The organism is Oleiphilus sp. HI0043, from assembly GCF_001634935.1.
This window is the reverse complement of sequence record NZ_LWEY01001499.1, coordinates 1-1,606: the sequence shown is the minus strand read 5'-3', so window position 1 is coordinate 1,606 and position 1,606 is coordinate 1. Positions and strand designations below refer to the sequence as shown.

The 1,606-nt window shown below is 41.9% G+C and carries 2 protein-coding genes; both read right to left on the bottom strand.

The window, feature by feature from the left end:
- Window positions 1-12 precede the first annotated feature (12 nt).
- Window positions 13-222: a hypothetical protein gene (locus tag A3729_RS31805; RefSeq protein ID WP_156498066.1), complete on the bottom strand. Its 210-nt coding sequence runs from the start codon at window positions 220-222 to the stop codon at window positions 13-15.
- Between the two features lie 205 nt (window positions 223-427).
- The gene (gene nadC, locus A3729_RS21585) at window positions 428-1,264 is read right to left on the bottom strand and encodes a carboxylating nicotinate-nucleotide diphosphorylase (protein WP_068509607.1); all 837 of its coding nucleotides are present in this window, start codon (window positions 1,262-1,264) and stop codon (window positions 428-430) included.
- Window positions 1,265-1,606: the final 342 nt, after the last annotated feature.

Sequence of the window (1,606 nt, the reverse complement as noted above, 5' to 3'; positions counted from 1 at the left end):
CGGGTAGACTGACTAGGCCGAAGCAATAAGTAAGAGAGAGTGATAACCGTAGGCTATGCTGACGTAGGGCATGGCATTCTGAAGTGTCGATCCGTCATTTATAAATAATTGGTCAAAACCTAAAGCAATAAACAACAGGGTGAGACTTATGAAAAATGCGGGTATGCCGTGAATGCGAGCGCTAGAGATTTCTGGCTTAAAACTTAGATTATTTGCATTCATTGAAAGTAAAGCCAGCTTAGCTCGAAGGTGAAATTATATAATGGGCCGCATGGTAAATATGGTGGATTGTCTTCTTGTTTTATGACGAATTTAGCTGTCTGAAGACATCACCATAATGATGAATCTATTCTATCTGTAATAGCCAAATGATTGTCTAACTGAAGTGTTTCGGTATGTAAATTTATGTAAGCTGGCGTTTTTCTGTTTAGATATCAATCCGCATTGAAAGGTCGATAGATTTGCAGTCTTTTGTCAGTGCGCCGATTGAAATAAAGTCTACTCCCGTTTCAGCAATTGGGACTAGCGTTTCATTGGTTATGCCGCCAGAAGCTTCAAGCTTGGCTTGGCCTTTATTTAGTTTTACGGCCTCGTTTAAAGTGCTGATAGGGAAATTGTCGAGCATGACGATATCAGCCTGAGCTTGTAAGGCTAGTTGCAACTCTTGTATAGATTCAACTTCAACTTCGATGGGCTTTCCGGGAGCTAGTTGCTGAGCTTTGTTAACTGCCTGTCCAATGCCGCCGCAGGCCATAATGTGATTTTCCTTGATTAGGAAGGCGTCATAAAGGCCAATGCGATGGTTGTGGCAGTCTCCGCAGGTAACGGCATGCTTTTGTGCTAGGCGCAGTCCAGGTAGGGTCTTACGAGTATCCAGAAGCTTTACTTGAGTGTGTGCAACCAGGTTTGCGTAGTGTTTAGCTGTCGTTGCAGTGCCAGAAAGTGTTTGCAGAAAATTAAGTGCGGCACGTTCTCCGGTTAGAATGGATCGGGCAGAGCCACTAACAGTAAAGAGAGTTTCGTTTTGTGAAGCGTTGTCTCTGTCATTGACGAACCACTTAATTTCAAGGGTTGGATCAATTGCATGAAAGACGGCGTCAACCCACTTTGTACCGCAAATAATCGCACTTTCACGGGTAATTACTTTCGCGCAAGCCTGTTTGTCGGCATCAATTAGCTGAGCAGTTATATCACCGGAGCCGACATCTTCCGAAATTGCAGCGTTAACGTTATTTTCGATGGCTTTTGAAAGTAATTCGTTCATATTTTGGCTCAAGCTGTTCAGGCTGGGTCTGGTGAATACAAAGGATGCTTAAAATTAAAAAAAGTCGAAAGTATTGCTTACTTTTATTTAGCGGCGCCATTATATAGATTATTTCGGATAATGCTAAGTGGCTTAGCTTGTTCTCGTTCACTATATTGTTAGTCGAGTAGTTGTTGTGCTGGGTTCAATAATTCACATTTTTTGTGAACTGGTTCAAGCGGAAACAAAATGTGACAGTAGTCATAATATTGACTCGCTATAATGCAAATAAATGTTAAATAATTGACTCTTAGCAAGTGGGCAGTTGGGGTAATTATGGCAGAGCCAAAGATAGTAGGGATT